We start from the raw sequence: 19,775 nt of genomic DNA, 5'->3' as shown, positions 1-19,775 counted from the left end.
TAAAGGGACGTGAACAAATGTTGTTCAAAGACTTATTTATGAATTTTTGTATTCTAGCAACATTTTCTTTTTTTGGAAGTATGTTATTGAATTATTTGAATGCCCATTTCAAAACAAGTACCTATATAAAGCGTCAATGGATCGGACTTTTTTTCGGTTGCTTGGGAGCGACATTGATGCAATTCACCTTTCCAGTTGGAGATAATGTTTTGCTGGATTTACGCCAGATATCGATTGTACTTTCGATCAGTATGGGTGGCAGTGTAGCTGGGATTATCACCACGATTATGATCATGATCACCCGTATTATATTGAGTCCAACGATAGGGTTAAGCGCAATATTAGGATTAATCAATGCGGCGACGCTGTGTATTGTCGCTTCATGGATTTTTTCGCGAAGTATGACTTTTTATAAAAAATGGTTATATTCAGGCATTGCACTGACGATTATTGCTACGGCTTCTTTATGTATCGTATTAGGAAGAAATGAAATTGATAAAGTATTGGTTTTTATTGTCGTGGAATCAGCGGCGACTTTATTTATTTTTATGCTTACTCGATCCCTGCGCAAAAATAACGAATTGTTTGAAAAAGTCAGCAAAGAAGCTCAATTCGACTTTTTGACCGGATTGCATAATCCAAGAGCTTTTGAGAAGAAGTTTGAGCAATTGCAACATCAGGAAACCGATATGGCACATTCGCTACTGTTTATTGATATTGATCATTTTAAAAAAGTGAATGATGTGTATGGTCATCCTGCGGGGGATGCCGTACTTTTTCAGCTTGCTAATGTAATTCAACAAAGTATTCGCAGTACCGATTATGGTGCTCGCAAAGGTGGAGAAGAATTTGCGGTCTGGCTGGAATATTGTCAATTAACCGAAGCCAAAATGATTGCAGAGACGTTACGTACCAATGTGGAGAAGAAGAAATTTATATTACCTAATGGCAAAATGATTCATATCACCATCTCGATCGGCATTGGGATGTATCCTGCACTGATGTGGGATGAATTGTTAGAAAAGACCGATCAAGCGTTGTATCAAGCCAAACAGCAAGGGCGCAATCGTTCCTGTCTAGCACAGTCTTCACTTTAATAATCTAGCCAGTCCTATAGTATTCAAAATAGATATACGATCTCTTATTGTTGATGAGATCGTATTTTTTAGTATGTTTACAGTGTTCTGGATGTTTAAATTTACTTTTAATTAAAAATTTACATAAAAGAGGAATTAGATAGACAAAATAGAATTATGATAATAAGAGAATCAGAATGAGTCATTCTGTCTCTACCTATCAAAGGAGGAATTGTTATATGCATAAGGTGGTAACGAAGCAGTTAACGATAGTGCTTTTGACAGCATTATTGATGTTCATTTCTTTATTGGGTGGATATCGTCCGGTAGCAGAAGCAGCAACAACATTAACTGTTGCTCAAGCGATTCAGGCTCAAAGTGGCGGGTCTACAATTACAGTTAAAGGGATTGTTGTTGGACATGCTTCAGGAGCTTCTACAGGCGATTTTACAAGCCCGTTTGCAAATGATTTCAATGTATTAATCGCAGACAGTAGCAGCGAACGTACAACAAGCAAGCTGTTAGATGTACAATTGAGTACTGCTTTTCGTTCACAGTTCGGTTTACAGAGCAATCCAAGTCTAATTGGCAAAACGATTGTCGTTACAGGTACAGCCGGTGCATATAATAATTTTGCAGGTGTGAAAAGCCCATCATCTGTTACTTTAGATGGCGGCACAACTACACCTCCTACAGAACCAGGGACAGATACACCTCTTCCTAACGGTACAGGTAAAAAAGTATTGTTTGATAACACGCATGCTCAAACAGCAGGTGCAGCAGATTGGGTAATCGATGGTGGATTCTCTGACTTTGCAAATGGACTCAAAGCAGACGGATTTACAGTAGATGCACTTACTCGTCCAGTACCCTATACATTTGGAGAGCAAGCGATTACTTATGATAAGATCAAAGGATACGATGTATTCGTTATCGCTGAGCCTAACGTTCCTTTCAAAGCAACAGAACAAGCAGCAATGCTTCAATATGTAAAAGGTGGCGGTAGTATTTTCTTTATTGCCGATCATTATAATGCAGACCGTAACAAAAACCGTTGGGATGGATCTGAAGCGATCAATGGCTACCGTCGTGGTGCTTACAGTAACCCAACTAAAGGCATGACAGCTGAAGAAGCGGCTTCTCCAGCAATGCAAGGTGTAAGCGGTTCGGACTGGTTAGGGTCGAACTTTGGTATTCGTTTCCGTTACAACGCGCTAGGTGATGTGAATGCCAATGATATCGTAGCTTCTTCCCAAGCATTCGGAATCACATCAGGCGTGAGTTCAGTAGCGATGCATGCGGGTTCTACACTAGCTATTTTAGATCCAACCAAAGCTAAAGGAATTGTATATTTACCGTCTTCTGTATCTAAATGGAACAATGCAGTCGATCAAGGGGTATACAATGGCGGTGGACGTGCAGAAGGTCCTTACGCAGCAATCTCTAAAGTAGGAGCAGGTAAAGCAGCATTTATCGGTGATTCTTCACCAGTCGAAGATGCTTCTCCAAAATATCTACGTGAAGAAACAGGCGCTAAAAAAACAACCTATGATGGATACAAAGAAGTGAATGATGCGAAGTTGTTGGTACAAACTGTAAGATGGTTGGCTGTGAAAGAAAGCTATACAAGCTTAAGCCAAGTATCGGGTCTAACTTTAGATAGCCCAACATCATTGTTGCCGATCGAGACACCTGCTACTTCTACAGAACCACAAGCAGAACCATGGGCAACACCAGCGGCAGGATACAAATGGTATGATCCTACAACATTCAAAAGCGGTTCCTATGGAGCAGCTTCTTAATTAAAGTAGTAAACGTATAAGTAATGAAAAAAAACAGCTTTCGGTCTGAGGATATTCTTCAGATACGAAAGCTGTTTTTTTATAATGAATGGATCTACATAACAAACGTTCCAATTACAAAAGAAATTCCGATAATTAATGAACGTAACAGTTGAGCAATAGCCATATTTCCTTTTTCGATCTGTTCACAGACTTTAGTGCGTGGTGTAACCCAATCGAACACCAGATACACCAGACAAAGAATCACAATACCGATCCCTGACCAGATCAATACATCGAGCCATGCGTCAGAGTTAATCGAGACTAACCCTACAATAATACATAATCCTAATAACTTACTCCCCATATACATGCCTGCCGCTTGGTTGCCTTCAGCGATTTGCTGGTTATCATTGTAGCGTGTCAATAAGCTGAAGATATAATACCCGACAAACAGAATCGCAAATAAAATCACTAATCCTATTCCGATATGCAATAAATCGGTTCCAAAGTTTTTCACTGTACTTCCTCCTTCAAAATTAAATGTAGAATTTAGTGTGATCGATCTGATATAGATGGATCAACAGCCGCTGCACAGTAGCAAGCCAGATTATCGGTGACTTTGCCTCCAATACGAGGAAGTAATCCTGCAAACTGACCACCGATAACAAAAGCACCTGTTAACAAATAACCATCAAATGTTCCCTCAGTCGTTGTGACAGATACAGGTTCCATAGGGTGCAATTGTTGATAGATTTTGGGTTGATCTTCATAATAAGCGGCAATCTCTTCGGCTTCTGTAGGTATAGCATTAGAATCAATAATAGGGGATTCAGATACAGCTACCGAATGTTGTTCGGGTTGTTCGATCAGATGTGTACCTAACCCTTCACGTCCAAAAAAACCTTTGACCACATAGGGAATCTGTTGTTCTACAAAGACTTGATCTGTAAAATACGTCGGTAATAAATAATGCTCAATCCATTCACATTCTTGGGCTGTAAATAAAGTGAATCCCGTATATTCTGCCATCTGTGCATTCCGTTCATATAACGACCAGATCGTAGCCATAAATCCTTTACTTTGCGTTAAAATATGTTGCGTTGGATTGAGTAGACCTAGCTTCCCGGTGTTCACCAATTGCAATAAATCTTCACCCACCAGCCGACCTGAATCAGCTTCCCGATCTTCGACGAGATACTCTAATGGATACAAGCGATATAGAATAGAAATACGTTCTACATCATGATACAGCCCTTCACCAGGAACAATCTTCAATTGTTCCAAAGGGATATACTTCGCTTCAATACCTAGCGCTAGACACTGCTCCATCATATATAACGTATTTGCACGATCTTCATCATGCCAGTCGTAACTGGTGAAATGGATGATTCTCCCCAATCCCTGCTGTTCATAATAATCAACGGCTTGCTTGAACATTTGACGAATACAATTATTCATCTGCCTTGAAGCAGGTTGTAGATCAGGTGCATAATGCAACAATTCCTGTTCTAAAAAAGCAACTTCAGGTATACCACTTGGGGTATCTGTATTATTTTCGATACATTTCAGCTTACCTTGAGGGCTAATAATCCAATCTAAGCGAGTAAATCCATCGATAGGAATAGCTTGTCTTGCGCTTTCGATCAATGCAGGATGAATGCCTAATTGTTGCAATAGATATTCATCTGGCAAATGTTCTTGTACAAACTGTAATGTTTTGCGATACAGATGATCTACATTTTCAGAACCAACTCGTAATTGTTCTAATTCGTAATCTTTATACAGCGTGAGCGCTGTTAAGCAGTAAGGTTTCTCATACATCATATGATACGGCACCTGTTGTTCAATCCGAGGGGTAAATAATTGTGCTCGTGTATAGGGAATAGCGCGTGTCTGTCGCATCTACTTAACCTCCAGAAAAGAAACCACTAACTCCACCACTGCCGAAGCCACTATGGGAGCTACTTTTTTTTGAATAGGACGAGCCACCGTAATAGCTACTGTGGGTATTACAGTTATACGCATTACCGTTCTGATCATACTGACAATCGTCATCGTAATCGTTGCCACAACCAGAAAGGGTTGCAGGAACAGCAAGCATTAACGAGAAAGCGATCATTTTGGTACGATTATTCATGATTCGTTCACCTCACTTAAAAAAATCATCACTTTCTGCCGATCTGCATCCAGTACGGTGTACAAAATATCGTAAGTGATATCTTGCTGTACCAAATAGTGATCCAATAAGCGAAGAGCAAGATCAAGCGGAGCGACATAGGAATCTATCGCATGACGACGTTGAAAGGCTTTGCCATCCCAAAGCCAGTATTCAGGTGACAGACCGCTTGGATAATCTTTTTGCCCGCTGATCGTGGTCGCCAGACTGCGCTGATACGTAGACGGTAATTCTTCTGCAAATGGACGCAGATAGATCGTATGCTTCTCATGATCGACAGACTCATGAGAGACATGAACCCATATGCGATCATTTAACTTTACGGCATCCACTAATTTATGTACGAATAATTCTTCTTGCGACAACGAATGGATGTGATGCACTTCGCCGATTTCAGCTTGTTTGGCCTCTGACCATTCGATATATCGCAGAGGATAATACATAGCGTTCACTCCCTTTTGAATAATGTATCGCTAGACTATTCCTTTTTACGTCGTAATTTGTAAAAAGATGCACATTTTCCAGTATACCGATTTCTTTGCAAATAGGAACAAATATTTCGTGTAATCGGCTATGTATCACGCAAAGTCAAGAATATGAATAACAAATTCGCAAACCGCAAAGGCTTGCTTGTATAATGAGCCTAACAACGTTTGTTAATAAGGTAGAGACGATCCATATGGCCTTATTTTCTTGGAACAACGTCTGCCACTTTTGTAACGATACAAGGAGGTATGACTGATGACAGATCGACTCTATAGAAACACTCGTAAGCAACAACGTCTGTCCAAGTCTCTATGGATAGAATGGCTGTTATTTTTGCTATTACTGTCAGTAGGACTAGGGTTAAGGTTATGGCTAGGAAGCCGTTATGCTGGATTTATGAGTGATCAGAATTTATTTGTACAATGGATGAATGCCTTACGACAATATGGGCTGGGTACAGTCTATATACATGATCCCAATATTAACTACCCACCACTATTTTTGTTATTTATGCAGGGTTATGCTGCTCTTTTGCATGGATTTGGAATCACGATCCAAGCGGGTCAATTGTCTTTCAAATCATTATTAATTGTACTGGATCTGGTTGCAGGAATAGCTGTATTTGGCTGGTCGCTAGGGAAAGAAAAGGCGATTGTTCGTTGGGGGCTACTGTGTCTATTTGTCCTGAATCCAGCACTGATTGTGAATAGCTCGATCTGGGGACAAGTGGATATTTTGAATGGGATGTTGATGGCTGGAGCCTTATTAACCTTTCTAGCGTCGCCTATTTTGTCAGGAATACTATTTGCTCTGGCGCTGTTAACCAAATTGCAGGCGATTGTGATTGCTCCTGTGTTTGGATTTTATATCTTAAAATGTCTATGGCAACGAAATGGCAAACCATTACTTCGTATGACGATCGGTGCTATGATTCCCGTGCTAGGGGTGATTATTTATTTTGCTTCTTATGGTGGATTACAAGCGATGTTCCGAAGTGCTTATATGAGTGCAGTAGGCTTGTACACTCAAGTGACATTGAATGCACTCAATATCTGGTTTTATGTCGTAGGTACGGTTCCAACAACAAGCGATACAGCAAAGCTCTGGAACATCATTTCATTACGTAATCTAGGATTTATATTGTTGCTATTAGCTGTGATCTATACAGGTATCTACCTCTGGAAATGCCGTACGATTACAACAGCTATTTTACTCAAAGCCGGTGCATGGATATCCTTTGCCTTTTTTATGTTACCTACGGAAATTCACGAACGCTACAGTATTCCTGCGTTAATCTTGATCTTGTTGGTGACAATGCTGGATCGTAAATGGATTGCGATCGCATGCGTATTGAGTGTAACGATTACGTATAATCTATGGGGTGTACTCACAAGCAACCTTCCGCAACTTTCTGGCATAGTGGTTGTGTGGATTCATATTTTTATTTTGCTATGGATCGGATGGTTAATGTATCGGGATATGCGAAGTACGAGTAGAGGGATAGTGTGGGTAGATACAAATAACTGATGCTTAAATAATCTTATTACTATTAGAAAAGCGTGCTTTACAGTGGTTTGCTTCTCAATAAATCAAAAAACGCCTACAAACATCATGTCTGTGGGCGTTTATCAACTTGCTGGAATTAATCTGTACTCCTCTATTCAATCGGAGGATTATTGTAGCATTTGCGACACACCGGATAATAACTTTCGTTACCACCAATTTGAATTTGCTCGCCTGTATACACAGGTTTACCATCTTTGACTCGCAGATTCATAATGGCTTTCCGTTCACAGAACCAGCAGATCGTTTTCATTTCTTCGATTTTATCCGCATACAGTAGCATATACTGGCTACCTTCGAACAGATTATTTTGAAAATCGTTTTTGAGACCGAAACCCATCACAGGGATACTTAATTCATCCACGATGCGTACCAGTTGCAAAATCGCTTCTTTTTTCATAAATTGGCATTCATCAATTAATACACATGAAGGCTTAGGGGAATAATTTTTGACAATACTGTAGATATCCGTATCATCGTGAATAGCAATCGCTTGACGACGTACACCAATGCGAGAAGATACATAACCGGTCTCATCGCGATTATCTAGCGCAGATGTAAAAATCAGAACATGTTTATCCTGTTCCTCATAATTGTGGGCCACTTTAAGAATCTCAATAGACTTCCCACTGTTCATTGCACCATGCTTAAAAAATAACTGTGCCAATGGTCATAATACCCCTTTCTGTAGATCGTTCTTTCTGTCAGCGTGATCTATTGTAGCAGGAATTAGAGGGAGAGACCAATTTAAAATCCAACGAAAAAACAACAAATCCAAGAACGAGTATGAGCCACTAGACTACTCTTATGCTTGCGTAGAAGAAGCTTCTGTTAATAATCCATCGAGCGTAGTTACCATTTGGCGTAAATACTGGATATCTTCTGCTGTCCATACATGATCTGGTTGGTATAGAATGAAGTTAAGGATTTCTTCACAGATATGATCGATACCTTCGTACGAGAGCGTAAGTGCCAATCCTTTGATAGCATGGGCATGACGATGAATCGCATCAGGTAATGTACGATGATCTGCTGACAATCGCCCGTGATCATAATCTTCAAAGCGATGTTGTAAATCTTGCATTTTGAGAGAAGCATCCGCCAAAAATCGAATTCTAGTTTGCTGAATGATCTGTTGATACCGATCTGCTTTTGACATGAATCTTTCCCTCCCTATTTTTCTGCAAAGGACGTGTAACCGTTTCATGAAAAAAATAGTTATTATTGATGATAGCGCTCCATTTACATTGTTGATTAAGCAATTGTTGGAAACAGAAGATGTAATCGTAGAATCATATGAGGATGCTGGTGACTTTTTGAAAATCCCTTCGCGTATTACAGGGTATGATTTGATTATTTTAGATATTCATCTACCGGATGTAGACGGACTGCATGTACTAGAAAATCTTAAAAACAAACCAGCTACCAAAGATATCCCTGTGTTACTGTTGTCAGGTGATTCTCGTTCTGAAATGGTCATTCGTGGTATGCGTATGGGGGCAATTGATTTCATGACAAAACCAATCGATCCTGCACAATTGATCGAGCGAGTATTGGATCATTTAGACAGAGGAATAGATCAATCATAAAAACGCTTTTACAGGGTACATTTTAGCATAAATTTAAAGGAAATAGACAGGATGTTTTGTATCGTTTGGATCAGGATACTTTATAAAAGATCTGTCTGAACCATTTTAAAATGAAGACTATAGTAAAAAAGGATGGAGAAGCAGCAGCCTATTTATTTTCAGTAGGCTGTTTTGTTTGTCCAAAAAAATCGGTATACATACCTAAAAAAGATAGAATATCAATTAACACTTGAATACCCTATGGGGGTATGTTAGGATAGAATTATAAATGATTACAGGGGGCTACTTTATGGAGAAGATGGATCATCTGAATATCGAAGGTTCACCTCAGGAACATCGTGAATCTTGCGACCATAGCCCGGGAGAGGTTCGGCACAGTCACCATTCAGATGAGATGAAAAGTAATATGATTCGCCGTCTTAATCGTGTGGAAGGACAGATTCGCGGGATCAAAGGCATGATCGAGAAAGATACGTATTGTGATGATGTACTGAATCAGATTGCAGCTGCCCAATCCGCATTGAATTCGGTGGGTAGATTGTTGTTAGAAGGGCATATGAAGAGCTGTGTAGTGGAGCGAATCGAAGCCGGCGAGAATGAAGTGATTGACGAGCTATTGATAACGATTAATAAATTATTGAAATAATATAATTATAACTTTTTGAAGGAGGACATAATCATGGCAACGATCAAATTAGAAGTAGAAGGTATGTCTTGTAATCATTGTGTTCAAGCGGTAGAAGGAGCACTGCAAGAAATTGGTGCTAAAGGCAAAGTGAATTTGGAAGCGAAGTCTGTAGATATCGAATACGATGCAGATCAAGTGGATATCATGAAATTGACCGATGCGATTGAAGAACAAGGATATGACGTTATCTCCACAGGCGGTTAATAGAACGATAGAGCTGTATACTGAGTTATGTATGTTGAAATGAAGTGAATGTGTTGCCCTTAGTAATCCTTCGGGCAACTTTTTTTGGAAATATAAATACCCTATAGGGGTATAAAAATAAAGAATCGTATCGAAAAAGGAGGTTATTAGCATGAACGCATCATCAGAAGATCAGACCAAGCAATTAACATTACAAATTGGTGGCATGACTTGCGCTGCTTGTGCAACACGAATCGAAAAAGGATTGGGTCGTCTTGACGGGGTAGAAGAAGTGAATGTGAATCTAGCTCTTGAACGAGCTTCTGTCACTTATACCCCATCTACAGTAAATAAAGAACAAGTGGAACAGAAAATCGAACAATTGGGTTATCAATCACTGAAAGAAACTGTCGATCTGGATATTGCAGGTATGACCTGTGCAGCTTGTGCTACAAGAATTGAAAAAGGAATCAAGCGGATGGAGGGCGTCTCATCAGTCAATGTAAATCTGGCGCTGGAAACCGCTAGAGTTCAATATACGCCGGGCAGTCTAGAAACAACCGATATTATACGCAAAGTGGAAAAGCTAGGCTATACCGCATCTCCCAAAAAAGAAGAAGGTCTTCAACAACGACGAGCACATGAAGCCACTGTGCGAAAGTGGAAATTAATCGCTTCGGCGATCTTATCACTGCCTTTACTGTGGGCGATGTTCGGTCATTTTAGCGTGACATCATGGATTGGTGTACCGATGTTTTTAATGAATCCATGGGTACAATTAATACTTGCTACACCGGTTCAATTTATTATTGGAGGAGCCTTCTATGTGGGTGCTTACAAAGCATTGCGTAGCGGAAGCGCCAATATGGATGTACTGGTAGCACTGGGAACATCAGCTGCTTACTTTTATAGTTTATTTCTCATTATTCGTTCGTTGGTGGTACCGGGAACGACGGTAGAATTATATTTTGAAGTGAGTTCAATCTTGATTACATTGATTTTACTAGGCAAATGGTTTGAACATCGTGCCAAAGGACGTTCTTCGGATGCGATACGTAGCTTGATGGGCTTACGAGCTGTAACTGCTCGTATTGATCGCGATGGAGAAGAAGTAGAGATTCCAGTCGATGATGTGCAAGTTGGCCATATTATTATTGTCAAACCGGGTGAAAAGATTCCAGTCGATGGTGAAGTGGTCGAAGGGCATTCTTCTATTGATGAATCGATGTTAACCGGAGAAAGTCTACCTGTTGAAAAAACGGTCGGTGAGCAGGTGATCGGAGCCACTATTAATCAGAATGGACGACTTAAGTTCCGGGCTGTTCATATTGGCAAAGAAACCGCGCTGTCTCAGATTATTCGTGTTGTAGAAGAAGCTCAAGTCTCCAAAGCACCGATTCAGCGTTTAGCTGATGTGATTTCAGGTATTTTTGTACCGATTGTAGTCGGTATTGCGTTATTAACCTTTGCAATCTGGTTCTGGGGTGTAACGCCCGGTGATTTTAGTGGAGCACTTGAAAAAGCAATTGCGGTACTGGTTATCGCTTGTCCATGTGCACTAGGGCTAGCCACACCGACTTCGATTATGGCAGGTTCAGGTAGAGCTGCTGAATACGGCATTTTGTTCAAAGGTGGAGAGCATTTAGAAGCGGCACACAAAGTAGATACAGTTGTATTAGACAAAACAGGAACGATTACACGTGGCGAGCCTATTTTAACAGACCTTCGATTTGCTAATCATCACGAACAGATTTCAGAAGATCAATGGTTAACATGGGTAGCAGGAGCGGAATCAGCTTCTGAACATCCATTAGCTAGAGCCATTGTACAAGGGATCAAAGATCGTGGATTAACACCTGTTCATGTAGATACCTTTGAAGCGATACCCGGCAAGGGTATACATGCAACGACAGGACAACAATCGCTATGGATCGGAACTCGTCAATTGTTGCAATCTCAGCAGATTGATGTAGATTATCTTGAAGCAGAGATTCAAGAAGTTGAACAGCAGGGTAAAACAGTGATGTTAACTGCTATTAACGGTCAGTACGCAGGCTGGATTGCTGTAGCGGATACGGTTAAAGAAACATCACAAGCAGCAATAGCTCGTCTCAAACAAATGGGCTTACGTGTGATTATGATTACAGGCGACAATGAACGTACCGCTCAAGCGATTGCTAACCAAACAGGTGTCGATCACGTATTGGCAGGTGTACTGCCTGAAGGTAAAGCTGCCGAGATTAGCCGTTTGCAACAAGAAGGTCGTATTGTAGCGATGGTAGGAGATGGGATCAATGATGCTCCTGCTTTGGCAACAGCCAATACAGGGATTGCGATTGGTACAGGAGCCGATGTAGCGATGGAAGCGGCAGATATTACCTTAATGCGTGGAGATCTGAACGGGATTGGCGATGCGATTATGCTCAGTCGCCGGACGATTCGTAATATTCGCCAAAATCTATTCTGGGCGCTTGCTTATAATGTTATTGGTATTCCTATTGCTGCCCTAGGTTTGTTAGCTCCATGGTTAGCCGGGGCAGCAATGGCTTTTAGTTCCGTATCAGTGGTATTAAATGCGTTACGTTTACAACGAATCAAATTATTATAAACTTGCATTTAGTACTAATTAATATGATAATAGTTATATATAATTAGTTAGTTATAAATGATTAGTAGACAGGAGTGTTCCTATTTATGAATGATACCATTTCTTTATTAATGAAGCACCGTTCGATTCGTAGCTATAAATCTGATCCCGTTACCGAAGAACAATTAGAAGCGATTGTTGCTGCTGGGCAAATGGCATCTAGTTCTAGTAATGTGCAAGCTTATAGTGTGATTGCCATTACAGATCCAGAGCGTAAGTCCAAGCTATCTGTGCTTGCAGGGAACCAACCGTATATTGAGCAATGCCCTGTATTTCTAGTATGGTGTGCAGATATGTATCGCTTGGAAAATGCGGTTCAACAGCATATGCCTGAAGCTGAATCTTATGGTGATGCCGCAGAAAACTTTATCGTGGCAACCGTAGATGTTACTTTAGCTGCACAGAATGCCGCAATAGCCGCAGAGTCTTTAGGACTTGGTGTAGTCTATATTGGTGGGATTCGTAACCATATCGAAGAAGTGTCTGATTTCTTAGACTTACCGGATCATGTGTACCCTATCTATGGCATGTGTCTAGGCTATCCGAATCAAGAGCCGGGTATTCGTCCACGCTTACCACAGAAAGCGATCTTGCATCGTGAATCCTATCAAGCAGATACAACTTTAGAAGCAATGAAAGAGTACGATGACACGATGGTTCGTTATTTGTCTGAACGTACAGGTGGAGCCAAAAGTGCACCATGGTCAGCTTTGATGGCTGAGAAAATGACGGCTCCTTCACGGATGCAATTAAAATCATTTTTAGAACGCAAAGGATTCAATAAACGTTAATTGTAATATCGTGATTTTACATCATAATATAGTGAAAAACCGTTATCGATTGTTCTCACGAAGAGTCCACGATAACGGTTTTTTATGTTTTATTCAGCTAATATTTTGATCCAACCTAATATAGAAATGATAAGCATCGTGAAAAGAAGAGCAGATAACCGTACAATGCGAGGTATAGCCAGCCAATACTTTAGCAATTTCCACTGTAGTTCTTTCCATTTTTCCCAATCGATGATCATGGAGCAAACACTCCTCTATTAAAGTCGTGTAGAAATTTTTTAAGTGTATCGAGTTTATTAAGAACGTTCCAGTGCTGGCTTAGCATTGGACTGATTGGGAGTCGGATGAACAGTAGGTGCTTCATGCTCTCGAATCGCCTGAAATAATTGTTTACTAGAAGGTAAGAACAGAGCGACAATCAGATTCAATATCGATACAGCAAACATCAATATAAATACATAATGAATTCCAGATGCTAATTGAGAGGGTGTACCTGTTGTCACAATTGCATTAAATACCATACCGAATACAGCTACACTAATCGTCTGTCCAAGCGAGTTCATTAACGTATTGGTAGACGTCGCTACACTACGCATCTGGAAGCCGACAGCGCCCTGAATAATAACCAGTGATGGGGTCACAATAAAGCCCATGCCCAGTCCAATCAGAATCAATGAACCTACGATCACGCCGTAAGAAGATTGAGCATGCATAACAGCTAACCATAGACTACCGCCTACTACCAATGCTGATCCAAGTACAATCAGTAATTTGGCGCCTACTTTGTACATCCAGCGTCCGGCTAACGTAGAAGCGACAGGCCAGGCAATCGACATCGGCATTAGAGCCAGTCCGGCACTCGTAGCACTATAGCCGAATACATCTTGTATCCAGAGTGCACAATACACCGTTACACCCATGACCATCCATCGTGTAGAGAAACCAAGCACATAAGGAATAGATAAAATACGTGAGTGAAACAGCGATAACGGTAACATCGGTTCAGCTGCACGCTGTTCAATCCGTAGGAATAAAGCCATAAAAATAACAGTCACCGCAAATAAACCTATAATCATCGGTGAACTCCAAGCATATTCTTCTCCACCTGTTAAAAGGGCTAACAACAAAGCGGTCATTCCGATCGTAAACGTAATGGCTCCTGCATAATCGATCGACTTCTGCTTTTTCTCAAAAGATTCGTGGAAATAAATAAAGATAAACAAAATAGCGATAATACCTACAGGTAAATTGATAAAGAAAATCCAGCGCCAGGAGATATAATCGACGAAATAACCACCAACTAATGGACCAAACAGCCCAGCTACAGACCATACCGATGAGAATAATCCCTGTACTTTGGCACGTTCTTTACCGGGATACAGATCGCCTACGATGGTAAAGGTTACCGGAGTAAGTGCTCCTGCGCCAATCCCTTGAATCGCACGATACCAGATCAATTCAGTCATCGAGTTAGCGAATCCGCACATGATCGAACCTAGCACGAATACTCCAAGTCCTATCGCAAAAATAGATTTCCGACCAAATAAATCACCCAGCTTACCAAAGATAGGCGTGGCGATACATGTGGTTAATGTATAAATAGAGAAGATCCAACTAATAAGGTTCAGTCCACCGAGTGAAGAAATAATGCGCGGTGATGCTGTACTGACTACTGTAGAATCTAGGGCACCAATAAACAGGGCTGCAAGCAGACCTATAGTAACCATAGACCGATTGGTTGCTTTGGACATGTACATTGTTCCTTCTTCCTGAATCAAGATGTTTATTATTAACGAAAAGAGAGTTATTTGAAGCACTGCACATCGTATATCAGAATAAAAGGAACGTCAAGACATTTGAAGCATACGAACACTTGTAGTGAGTCAACCAATTTTTACAAAAAAGATTGTATTAAATCGAGACAATTGCTGGAATTTAGCGTATTCTTGATAGAGTATGAATATCTTTCTATACAAACATTAAGATGGCACAACAGAGAGGAAGATTGTCTAGCAAATGAATTACAAAAACCAACAAATCTTTGGATTTAGCATTGTTTTAACGATAGCTATTATATTCATGGTTATTGAATTTATTATATTTCAGAATGGCTCATTTACAGGTACAGGAATGGTCGTTGCTCTGTTATCTATTCTTCTTATCGTAGTTGGAGTGGGAATCGCATTTTGGACAATCAAAAGAACGACCCGTCAGTTAAAACAAGTCACGACAGTGATGGAACAGATCGATTTTGATACGTCTGAACCTTTGCCACGTCTACATGTTACAGCTAGCGGTGAAATTGGTAATATTGCTACAGCTTTTAATAAAATGTCTGAAGCGTTAGAAGTGCATACTCATCAAGCAAGTGAATTTAATAAGCATATCGAAGAAAGCAATTGGATCCAGACTCAATTGGCTCATATTGGAAATGTCTATCGTAATGTAAATGCAATCGATGATCTAGCAGATCGATTAATTCATGAATTAACACCTGCTGTAGAATCAGCATATGGTATTTTTTATTTTTGTGAAGAAGAAAATGGAATTGAAGTGTTAAAAAGAAAAGCGTCTTATGCCACCTACAGCGATGTGCCTGATCTAGTTCATGCATTTAAATTTGGAGAAGGTATTATTGGACAAACGGCCCTCGAAAAACAGACTCATATCATGAAAGCTCCATCTGATCACCCGATACGTATTCAGACAGGTGCAACCGTTATTCCTATTCAAGAAATTATGATTGTGCCCATCTTATTTGAAAATCGTACAGTCGTTGTCATTGAATTAGGAACAATTCACGGATTTTCGCAAAGACAGCAACAACTGGTTGAACGTATCGCTAATACTTTTGGCGTGGTTGTGAACAATATTGATAATCGGATGCAAGTGGATCGGTTATTACGTGAGTCTCAGACACTAACAGAAGAACTGCAATCACAACAAGAAGAACTACAAGTCCAACAAGAAGAACTGCAAGCTACCAATGAACAGCTTCGTGAACGTAATCACTATGCTGAGATCAAAACGGAAGAATTGCAGATCACTCAAAAAGAACTTCAATTGTATTCAGAAGAATTGAGCCGTAGTTCTCGGTACAAATCGGAGTTTTTAGCGAATATGTCCCATGAATTACGTACACCACTCAATAGTATTTTAATTCTGTCTCAATTGATTAGTGAAAAAGAAAAACAGCATGAAGAAGATGATGTTCCACATTTTGGAGAAGTGATCAATCGATCCGGGCAAGATTTGTTAACCCTAATCGACGATATTTTGGATTTATCTAAAGTAGAAGCAGGGATGGTTGAAGTACAACGTGATTCGGTAGCGGTCTATGATCTACCTGAAGTCATGGGATATAGCTTTGACAAAATTGCAGAGCAAAAAGGTATTGAATTCCATTCTCATATTGATGAAAATGTGCCAGATGTCTTCTATACCGATGAGAAAAGATTACAACAAATCATGAAAAATCTACTTTCTAATGCGTTCAAATTTACAAGTAAAGGTTCTGTAACAACCAATATTTCGTTAGCAGATGAGTCGATTGTGGCTAAAGGATATAGTATTCCTGAGCAGATGGATTATATGTTAGCGATCTCGGTAACGGATACTGGAATAGGAATCAAAGAAGATAAGCAAAGTTTAATCTTTGAAGCTTTTCAGCAAGAAGACGGTACTACAGAGCGTCAGTATGGAGGTACAGGACTAGGATTGTCTATTTGTCGTGAGTTCTCCAAATTGCTAGGGGGCTATGTAACAGTTCAAAGTGAACTAGGCAAAGGGAGTACATTTACATTATACCTTCCTTCACTTGCTATCAATGAAGAAGGACAGCCTGTGACCAAGCCTGTATCTCCAACATGGATGGACAAAGAAGAACAAGAAGATTCGTTGGCTCGATTACAAGGCAAATCTGTGCTTGTGGTTGATGATGATTTGCGTAATATTTTTGCACTAGAAGGCGTGCTCAAGCTCAAAGGGATGCATGTTCGTAGTGCACAAAATGGGGAAGAAGCGATTGCACTTCTACATGCCGAATCTACAGATATTGTACTAATGGATATGATGATGCCGATTATGGATGGATATGAAGCGATGCGCTGGATTCGCTTAGAGGAAAAGTGGAAAGACTTGCCTATTATTGCGTTAACTGCGAAAGCGATGAAAGATGATCGTGAATTATGTATTGAAGCAGGAGCATCTGATTACATCAGCAAACCGATGAATGTAGAACAGTTGTTATCTGTTATTTTGGTATGGCTTTCCGATTGGGAGCAGCCTGATCAAGTCAGCTCACCTGAACAAGAGCAGACTCAAGAACAAAATAAATAATTTACATTAAAATAATAAGGCACATTGTCCGCATAATGGACAGTGTGCCTTATTTTATGTGTAAAAAGATAGTGTGTTTTGATACAGTATCTGACGTGCTTCTTTCTCCGTTAGTCCTTGAATCTTCGCCCATTCACGGCATACATCAGCAGTCATCATAGGATGAGTCATCTGTTCTGCAAAAGAACCTTCAAATGGCCACGGCCCATCGGTTTCAACCATAACGAGATGAGCAGGATATACGGCTGCTAATTGCTGAATCTCCTGTTCATATTGGATATCCGGTGTAAATGAAATAAAGTAACCGTTATGGATCATACGCTGAATCGTTTCAGGATATCCTTTGAACCAATGAAAATGTGCTTTGGTAATGCCATATTGCTCTAGCAAATCACAAGCGATTGCAGCATCTTCATAGACTGCATGTAAGATCACAGGCTTATCATAACGAGCAGCCAATTGGAGCAACGCAGACAGTACATCTTGATATCCTTGCTCGTCCAATAACTCGCCACGATCTATCGCTTCAAGTCGACGATAATAAGGTAATCCAATCTCCCCAACAGCAACCAGTCGATCTATACGCTGTTCGATCCACAACAATAACGTCTGAAGCTCTTGAGCGTCAGGTAAAGGCTGTTCTGGATGATAACCATACGCAGGTTGAACAATAGACGGATAGCGCTGAGCAAGCTGTTCTGTGCGCTGACAGGAAGACAGATTCATTGCGACGCTGATTAAAGATTGAATATTCAGATCAGCTAATGACCGAATCATCTGTTCAATCTTCGGATCATCATATTGATCCAGATGAATATGACTATCTATCAATGGAGCATAGACCTTATTCATTATAGATCACCTTCGTCTGTATGACGCATCGCATTCATCAGTTGTCTACGTAAAGCAATAAATGCTGGATCATCGGTAATTTCTTCTCGTCTTGGTCGCGGGAAAGGTACAACAATATTGTGTAGAACGGTCGCTGGACGACGAGACAGTACATAGATGCGATCGGATAACAGCAAAGCTTCTTCAATATGATGCGTAACGAAAATAACCGATCGTCTATTCTCTTCCCAAATATTTAACAACCACGATTGCATCTCACTGCGTGTAAAAGCATCCAAAGCACTAAATGGCTCATCCAGACAAAGTAAGTCACGAGGACCTAGCAATGCTCTAAGAAAAGCGACTCGTTGCTGCATACCGCCAGATAAAGTATGAGGATAAGCAGAAGCAAAATCACCCAATCCCACTTTGTCCAACCAGTGACGTGCTAAGTCTAGTGATTCTTTACGTGGTAAGCCTGCAACCTCGCGTGCTAGAATTACATTATCCTGAATCGTTCGCCATGGCATCAGTGCCGGTTGTTGAGGCATATAGCCACTTAATCCTTTGCGTCCTGTTATATTTTGACCATCCAACAGAATATCACCTTGATCGGGAAGAACCACACCGCCGATCATCTGTAACAGTGTGCTTTTACCTGAACCGGAAGGGCCGATAATCGAGACAAATTCTCCTTGATCAACATGCAGAGAAATCCCTTGTAGCACATGTAAAGATTGTTTGCCTTGTGCAAAAGACTTACTGATCTGTTGTAATGCTAACAGTGGCGTAGAAGTGTTCGTGATGATAGGTGAAGATTGAGATTTATTGATCGACATCTTTGGAACCTCCTTTGCCAGAACGCATCGATGCAGGATGATGCCAACGAATAGACCATTTTTCAATAAGATTGATAATCATAAATAACAAAAGACTGATAGCGACAACGACTAGAATCGCTAAAAACATATGATCAGTACGGAATGCTGATTTCTGTAACATCATATAGTAGCCTATTCCTTCACTACTGCTGATCCATTCTGCGATAATTGCACCCATCACACTATAGGTTGCTGCAATTTTTACGCCAGAGAAGATCGAAGGTAAGCTAAAAGGCAATTCTAATTTCCAAAAGATTTGGCTTTTGGAAGCACCAATCATTTGCATATAATTGAGCATTGTTCGATCGGTTGTAGCCAGTCCGCTGAGTGCCGCAATCGTGACCGGGAAAAAGCAGACGAGAATAATCACGATTAATTTGGATAAAATACCAAATCCGAACCAGATGACAAGTAGCGGTCCCAGTGCAATCGTCGGAATATTTTGACTCAAAATCAATAACGGATATAGCGCTGAACGTAGAAACGGAGTGTAATGAAGTACTCCTGCTACCAGTAGACCTACAGCGACCCCGATACTAAAACCGGATAATGTTAACTTTAAAGTTGCCCATGTATGCAGACCCAGTCGATCTTTTTCACTCCAAGCTTCATGTCCAATTAACGCAGGACTTGGCAGAATCCATGCTTCAATATGGAATAGACTGGTTGCTAATTGCCAGATAACCAATAATAAAACAACCGCCCCCAGGGGCGGCCATATGCTTTTCCACCATGATCTCAT

20 protein-coding genes are annotated in these 19,775 nt (G+C 40.5%); 9 read left to right on the top strand and 11 right to left on the bottom strand.

What is annotated here, in order from left to right; translation table 11 throughout:
- The first annotated feature begins 80 nt into the window (after positions 1-80).
- Together PTI45_RS21405 and PTI45_RS21400 are read left to right on the top strand one after the other, a co-directional pair.
- On the top strand, positions 81-1,097 hold the full coding sequence (locus tag PTI45_RS21405) for a GGDEF domain-containing protein (protein WP_175425244.1): 1,017 nt from the start codon (positions 81-83) through the stop codon (positions 1,095-1,097).
- Positions 1,098-1,369: 272 nt separating this feature from the next.
- Entirely contained in the window at positions 1,370-2,878 is a 1,509-nt protein-coding gene (locus tag PTI45_RS21400) for a DUF6359 domain-containing protein (protein ID WP_425415588.1), read from the top strand.
- 94 nt (positions 2,879-2,972) lie between these two features.
- On the opposite strand, the gene PTI45_RS21395 is transcribed toward PTI45_RS21400, so the two are convergent.
- Genes PTI45_RS21395 through PTI45_RS23815 form a run of 4 tightly spaced genes read right to left on the bottom strand, consistent with a single transcriptional unit; the run spans position 2,973 to position 5,479 of the window.
- A complete protein-coding gene (locus tag PTI45_RS21395) occupies positions 2,973-3,377 on the bottom strand; it encodes a DUF350 domain-containing protein (protein WP_069329606.1) in 405 nt (134 codons plus the stop codon).
- A gap of 32 nt (positions 3,378-3,409) precedes the next feature.
- Positions 3,410-4,762 (bottom strand): glutathionylspermidine synthase family protein, encoded by a 1,353-nt coding sequence (locus tag PTI45_RS21390; protein ID WP_069329605.1) that lies wholly within the window; start codon positions 4,760-4,762, stop codon positions 3,410-3,412.
- 4 nt (positions 4,763-4,766) lie between these two features.
- A complete protein-coding gene (locus PTI45_RS21385) occupies positions 4,767-4,997 on the bottom strand; it encodes a hypothetical protein (protein WP_069329604.1) in 231 nt (76 codons plus the stop codon).
- Positions 4,994-5,479 carry a hypothetical protein gene (locus PTI45_RS23815; protein ID WP_083243671.1) on the bottom strand — a complete coding sequence of 162 codons (486 nt, stop codon included), beginning with the start codon at positions 5,477-5,479 and terminating at the stop codon, positions 4,994-4,996. Before PTI45_RS23815 ends, PTI45_RS21385 begins: the two co-directional genes overlap by 4 nt.
- A gap of 298 nt (positions 5,480-5,777) precedes the next feature.
- Between PTI45_RS23815 and PTI45_RS21375 the strand changes: the two genes are divergently transcribed.
- Positions 5,778-7,049: a hypothetical protein gene (locus tag PTI45_RS21375; RefSeq protein ID WP_069329603.1), complete on the top strand. Its 1,272-nt coding sequence runs from the start codon at positions 5,778-5,780 to the stop codon at positions 7,047-7,049.
- Positions 7,050-7,179: 130 nt separating this feature from the next.
- On the opposite strand, the gene PTI45_RS21370 is transcribed toward PTI45_RS21375, so the two are convergent.
- Positions 7,180-7,752 (bottom strand): thymidine kinase, encoded by a 573-nt coding sequence (locus PTI45_RS21370; RefSeq protein WP_069329602.1) that lies wholly within the window; start codon positions 7,750-7,752, stop codon positions 7,180-7,182.
- Between the two features lie 138 nt (positions 7,753-7,890).
- Positions 7,891-8,244 carry an Hpt domain-containing protein gene (locus PTI45_RS21365; protein WP_069329601.1) on the bottom strand — a complete coding sequence of 118 codons (354 nt, stop codon included), beginning with the start codon at positions 8,242-8,244 and terminating at the stop codon, positions 7,891-7,893.
- Positions 8,245-8,290: 46 nt separating this feature from the next.
- Here PTI45_RS21365 and PTI45_RS21360 point away from each other — a divergent pair, with 46 nt between their 5' ends.
- The 5 genes from PTI45_RS21360 to nfsA all read left to right on the top strand — a co-directional run bounded on the left by PTI45_RS21360 (position 8,291) and on the right by nfsA (position 12,983).
- Entirely contained in the window at positions 8,291-8,674 is a 384-nt protein-coding gene (locus PTI45_RS21360; RefSeq protein WP_069329600.1) for a response regulator, read from the top strand.
- 289 nt (positions 8,675-8,963) lie between these two features.
- Complete coding sequence (locus tag PTI45_RS21355; RefSeq protein WP_083243668.1) at positions 8,964-9,320, top strand: metal-sensitive transcriptional regulator; 357 nt, start codon at positions 8,964-8,966, stop codon at positions 9,318-9,320.
- Between the two features lie 33 nt (positions 9,321-9,353).
- Positions 9,354-9,566 (top strand): copper ion binding protein, encoded by a 213-nt coding sequence (locus PTI45_RS21350; protein WP_069329599.1) that lies wholly within the window; start codon positions 9,354-9,356, stop codon positions 9,564-9,566.
- Positions 9,567-9,717: 151 nt separating this feature from the next.
- The gene (locus tag PTI45_RS21345; RefSeq protein ID WP_069329598.1) at positions 9,718-12,153 is read left to right on the top strand and encodes a heavy metal translocating P-type ATPase; all 2,436 of its coding nucleotides are present in this window, start codon (positions 9,718-9,720) and stop codon (positions 12,151-12,153) included.
- A gap of 86 nt (positions 12,154-12,239) precedes the next feature.
- Positions 12,240-12,983 (top strand): oxygen-insensitive NADPH nitroreductase, encoded by a 744-nt coding sequence (gene nfsA, locus PTI45_RS21340; RefSeq protein ID WP_069329597.1) that lies wholly within the window; start codon positions 12,240-12,242, stop codon positions 12,981-12,983.
- 89 nt (positions 12,984-13,072) lie between these two features.
- Here nfsA and PTI45_RS24285 read toward each other — a convergent pair whose 3' ends face one another.
- Together PTI45_RS24285 and PTI45_RS21335 are read right to left on the bottom strand one after the other, a co-directional pair.
- Positions 13,073-13,222: a hypothetical protein gene (locus tag PTI45_RS24285; protein WP_175425243.1), complete on the bottom strand. Its 150-nt coding sequence runs from the start codon at positions 13,220-13,222 to the stop codon at positions 13,073-13,075.
- Between the two features lie 57 nt (positions 13,223-13,279).
- Positions 13,280-14,740, bottom strand: a complete 1,461-nt coding sequence (locus PTI45_RS21335; protein ID WP_275094492.1) for an MDR family MFS transporter — start codon at positions 14,738-14,740, stop codon at positions 13,280-13,282.
- Between the two features lie 322 nt (positions 14,741-15,062).
- Here PTI45_RS21335 and PTI45_RS21330 point away from each other — a divergent pair, with 322 nt between their 5' ends.
- Positions 15,063-17,321: a response regulator gene (locus PTI45_RS21330; protein ID WP_175425242.1), complete on the top strand. Its 2,259-nt coding sequence runs from the start codon at positions 15,063-15,065 to the stop codon at positions 17,319-17,321.
- 54 nt (positions 17,322-17,375) lie between these two features.
- On the opposite strand, the gene PTI45_RS21325 is transcribed toward PTI45_RS21330, so the two are convergent.
- Genes PTI45_RS21325 through PTI45_RS21315 form a run of 3 tightly spaced genes read right to left on the bottom strand, consistent with a single transcriptional unit; the run spans position 17,376 to position 19,775 of the window.
- Positions 17,376-18,173, bottom strand: coding sequence for a TatD family hydrolase (locus tag PTI45_RS21325; RefSeq protein ID WP_069329595.1), 798 nt, complete (start codon positions 18,171-18,173; stop codon positions 17,376-17,378).
- Complete coding sequence (locus tag PTI45_RS21320) at positions 18,173-18,991, bottom strand: ABC transporter ATP-binding protein (protein ID WP_069329594.1); 819 nt, start codon at positions 18,989-18,991, stop codon at positions 18,173-18,175. Before PTI45_RS21320 ends, PTI45_RS21325 begins: the two co-directional genes overlap by 1 nt.
- Positions 18,978-19,775 (bottom strand): ABC transporter permease, encoded by a 798-nt coding sequence (locus tag PTI45_RS21315; protein ID WP_069329760.1) that lies wholly within the window; start codon positions 19,773-19,775, stop codon positions 18,978-18,980. Before PTI45_RS21315 ends, PTI45_RS21320 begins: the two co-directional genes overlap by 14 nt.

The sequence above is a fragment of the Paenibacillus nuruki genome, assembly GCF_001721045.1.
Classification (GTDB): Bacteria; Bacillota; Bacilli; order Paenibacillales; family Paenibacillaceae; genus Saccharibacillus; species Saccharibacillus nuruki.
The sequence above is the reverse complement of the archived record's forward strand: the minus strand, read 5'-3'. Positions and strand labels throughout refer to the sequence as shown.